Origin of the sequence: Mesorhizobium sp. M7A.F.Ca.US.005.03.2.1 (assembly GCF_003997795.1) — a bacterium.
Classification (GTDB): Bacteria; Pseudomonadota; Alphaproteobacteria; order Rhizobiales; family Rhizobiaceae; genus Mesorhizobium; species Mesorhizobium ciceri.
The window spans coordinates 1-3,701 of sequence record NZ_RZRP01000647.1 but is presented as its reverse complement, the minus strand read 5'-3'; the positions used below and the strand labels follow the sequence as shown (position 1 = coordinate 3,701).

The 3,701-nt window shown below is 66.7% G+C and carries 4 protein-coding genes; all 4 read left to right on the top strand.

Annotation, left to right across the window (positions count from 1 at the left end):
* A partial coding sequence (locus EN991_RS27535; protein WP_127369933.1) for an FAD-dependent oxidoreductase occupies nt 1-265 on the top strand: 265 nt, incomplete at its 5' end.
* Nucleotides 265-2,121, top strand: coding sequence for a branched-chain amino acid ABC transporter ATP-binding protein/permease (locus EN991_RS27530; RefSeq protein WP_127369932.1), 1,857 nt, complete (start codon nt 265-267; stop codon nt 2,119-2,121). The genes EN991_RS27535 and EN991_RS27530, both read left to right, overlap by 1 nt.
* 41 nt (nt 2,122-2,162) lie before the next feature.
* Entirely contained in the window at nt 2,163-3,329 is a 1,167-nt protein-coding gene (locus tag EN991_RS27525; protein WP_127369931.1) for an ABC transporter substrate-binding protein, read from the top strand.
* 4 nt (nt 3,330-3,333) lie between these two features.
* Nucleotides 3,334-3,701 (top strand): ATP-binding cassette domain-containing protein (locus tag EN991_RS27520; protein WP_127369930.1); only part of this gene is annotated, 368 nt, incomplete at its 3' end.

Sequence of the window (3,701 nt, the reverse complement as noted above, 5' to 3'; positions counted from 1 at the left end):
CCTGGAGACCTTCGCCAGCCGCGTGCCGGCCATGGCCGAGCTTGGCATCCGGCCGGGCTGTGCCGGTCTCTACGACATGAGCCCCGACGATCTGCCGGTCATCGGCGCCATGCCTGATGTCGAAGGGCTGGTCGTTTCGGCGGGGTCTTCCGGCCACGGCTTCAAGACCGGGCCGGCAGTCGGCGAGGCGGTGGCCAGGCTGGTCACCGAAGGCGCGCAACCGATCCTGGCCCCGTTTTCACCCGATCGCTTCAGGGCCGCGTGATGGCGTCGGTGACGACGAGCGAGAGCAAGAGTTCCGGCTTCATGCCGGCCGCGTTCCGCAACGCCACGGCCGATGCCCTGTGCATGGTCGCGGTGCTGTTGCTGGTGGCGCTTGCCGCCTTCATCTTCGGCGGCGCCGCCATGCAGCGCGTCGTCACCTATGCTGCGATCATGCTGACGGCGGTGCTTGGCCTGCAGATCTTCTCCGGCAACAGCGGCATCGTCTCGTTCGGCCAGGCGGCCTTTGTCGGCCTCGGCGCCTACGCCACTGGTATTCTCACCATGCCCGCTGCATTGCAGCGAACGGCACTGCGCGACCTGCCGCAGTTCCTCGCCGGCCACCAACTCTCCTTCTTCGCGGCGCTGGCCGTTGTCCTGGTTTTGGCTGTCGTCATCGGCCTGTTGACCGGCACGCCACTGCTCAGGCTTTCCGGGTCGAGCGCCTCGATCGCCACGCTTGCCATGCTGATCATCGTCTACACGCTGCTGGTCGCCGGGCGCGAGATCACCCGTGGCAGCCAGCCTTTCTACGGCGTGCCGCGCGAGGTCGGGCTGTGGACGGCCGCGGCCATTGCTTCGGTGGCGCTGGTGGCAGCGAGGCTGTTTCGCGAAACGTCCTTCGGCCTAGCCACACGCGCTGCCGCCAATGACGAGCGCGGTGCCGCCGCCGTCGGCGTCGACCAGCGGACGGCGCGGCTGGCCGCCTGGGTGGCGGGTGTCGTCGCCGCCATGGCCGCCGGCGCCATGATGGCGCAATTCCTTGGCGCCTTTTCGCCGCGTGATTTCTACTTCGACCTCGGCTTCACCATGCTTGCCATGCTGATCGTCGGCGGCATGAGCTCTTCGCTCGGCGCCTTCGCCGGCGTCATCGTCACCATCGTCTTGATCGAGGTGGTGCGCCGCTTCGAAGGCGGCGGCGAGGTGCTCGGCCTGCATCTGCCCGTCCTGTTCGGCCTGACCCAGGGCGTGCTCGCCATCGCCATGATCCTGGTCATCTGGCGGCGCCCAACCGGTCTGTTCGGCGAGCGTGAATTGAACCTGCTGCGCCGGCCCGGACGTCAGGCGGTAACGGCTTCGGCCGCGCCGCCTCGGCATGTCGAAAGCGATCGGCTCAGCGCCGATCATCTGTCGCGTCGCTATGCCGGTGTCGTCGCCGTCGATGACGTCAGCCTGAATTTCCAAACCGACAGCATCACCGGCATCATCGGCCCCAATGGCGCTGGCAAGACGACGCTGCTCAACATGCTGGCCGGTGATGTCAAGCCAAGTGCCGGTACCGTGTCGGTGGGTGGCGCGGTGCGGCAGGCTTCTGCCTTCCGCTTCGCGCGCTCCGGCGTTGCCCGCACCTTCCAGAACATCCGCGTCTTCCCGCACATGACGGTGCTGGAAAACGTCGTCGTCGCCGCACGCCAGGTAGAGCCTGATCTCGTCCATGCCGAGGCGGCGGCAATGGGTGAACTTGCGCGCATGGGGCTGGAGAGATTTGCCGATCAGCCGGCCGCCAGGCTTGCCTATGGCCAGCGACGCCGGTTGGAAGTGGCACGTGCGCTGGCGTTGAAGCCGCGCTTCCTGCTGCTGGACGAGCCGGCCGCCGGCATGAACGCCGTCGAGACCGCCGAACTGGTTTCCATCCTCTCGACAGTCCGCACCGAGCGCCGCATCGGCGTCGTCCTGATCGAGCACGACATGAGGCTGGTGATGAACCTGTGCGAACGCATTGTCGTCATCGATCATGGCCGCGTCATCGCCGACGGTACGCCGGGCGACGTTCAGAAGAACCCCGCCGTGATCGCCGCCTATCTCGGCAGCCGCACGGCGCTCGCCAAGACCGCAACGCCTGAAAACCAGACCGCATAGACCGCAACGACCAACGACAAAAATCCAGAAGGAGAACCGACATGCCAAGCCTCTATCGCCTCCATCGCGCCGCCTTCTGCGCTGCCGTGTTCGGCATCGCCACCATTTCGACGGCCAGCGCCGAGGAGATCATCATCGGTGCCGCGACCGCGCAGACAGGCGGTCTTGCCCCTTACGACCAGCCGGCACTTGCCGGCCTGCGCATGTCGCTCGACGAACTCGACGCCAAGGGCGGGTTCGGCGGCAAATACACCGTCAAGCTGCTGATCAAGGACACCCGCTCCGACACCGCGCAGACCGCCACGGTCGCGCAGGAGCTGATCGATGCCGGCGCCAAGATCATGATCACGCCGTGCGATGCCGATCCCTCGATTTCCGCCGGCCAGCTGACCCAGCCTCTCGGCATTCCGACCCTGACGCTGTGCGGCTCCGCCCCGGTGCTCACCGGCGCGGTCGGCGATGTCATGTTCGGCACCTATCCCGCCGACAATGTACAGGCGACGGCGGTTGCCGACTTCGCCGTCTCCGAAGGCAAGAAGAAGGTGTTCCTGCTGACCTCGCCGGACTCCACCTACACCGCCAATCTGCCGGAATATTTCGGCAAGGTGTTCGAGAAGAAGGGCGGCACCATTGTCGGCCGCGGCACTTTCAGCATGGGCCAGCCCGACTTTTCCGCCGAGATCACCAACATCAAGGGCTTGGCCGATAAGCCCGACCTGATCATGACGGCGGCCTATGAGCCCGATTTCCCAGCCTTCATCCAGCAATTGCGCGGCGCCGGCGTCACCATCCCGGTCTATGGAGCCGATGCCATCGGTACGCCGACCATCAAGGCGCTCGGCAAATTGGTCGACGGCATCGTCTACACCGCGGCCGGCTATGCCGAGCCGGGCAGCAAGCTCGAAGCCTTCAACGCCGCCTTCACCAAATATGCCGGCCATGCGCCGGAATCGACCTATGAGGTCAATGGCTACGAGATCGGCCTGATCCTCGACCAGGCGGTCAAGACGGCCGGCTCCGACGACCCGAAGGCGATCCGCGACGCCATCGCCGGCCTCAAGGATTTCGAGGGCATCACCGGCAAGATCACCTATGCCGGCACCGACCGCATGCCGCTGCGGCCAGTGGCGCTGATGCGCTACGAGGGCGGCGAAGGCAAGCATGTCGAGACCCTGATCCCCGAAGCCGCCGACGTTCCGGCGCCGTGATGTCATGCTGAGCGTCGAAGCCCTGAAAATCCGGTACGGCGAGGTCGAGGCGGTGCGCCGCGTCGACCTCGCCGTCGACAGCGGCGAGATCATCGCCCTGGTCGGCGCCAACGGTGCCGGCAAGAGCTCGACGCTCGGCGCCGTCGCCGGGCTGGTGCCGGCGGCGTCCGGCAAGGTGGTCTTCGACGGTGTCGACATCACCGGCCTGGCGCCGGAGGCGATCGCCCGCAAGGGCGTCGCGCTGGTTCCGGAAGGCCGCCGCATCTTCGCCAGCCTGACGGTGGCCGACAATCTGCGTCTCGGCGGCGCGGTGCATCAGCCGGCGGCCGAGGCACGGCTGCGCGAAGAGGAGATGCTGGAGCTGTTCCCGAT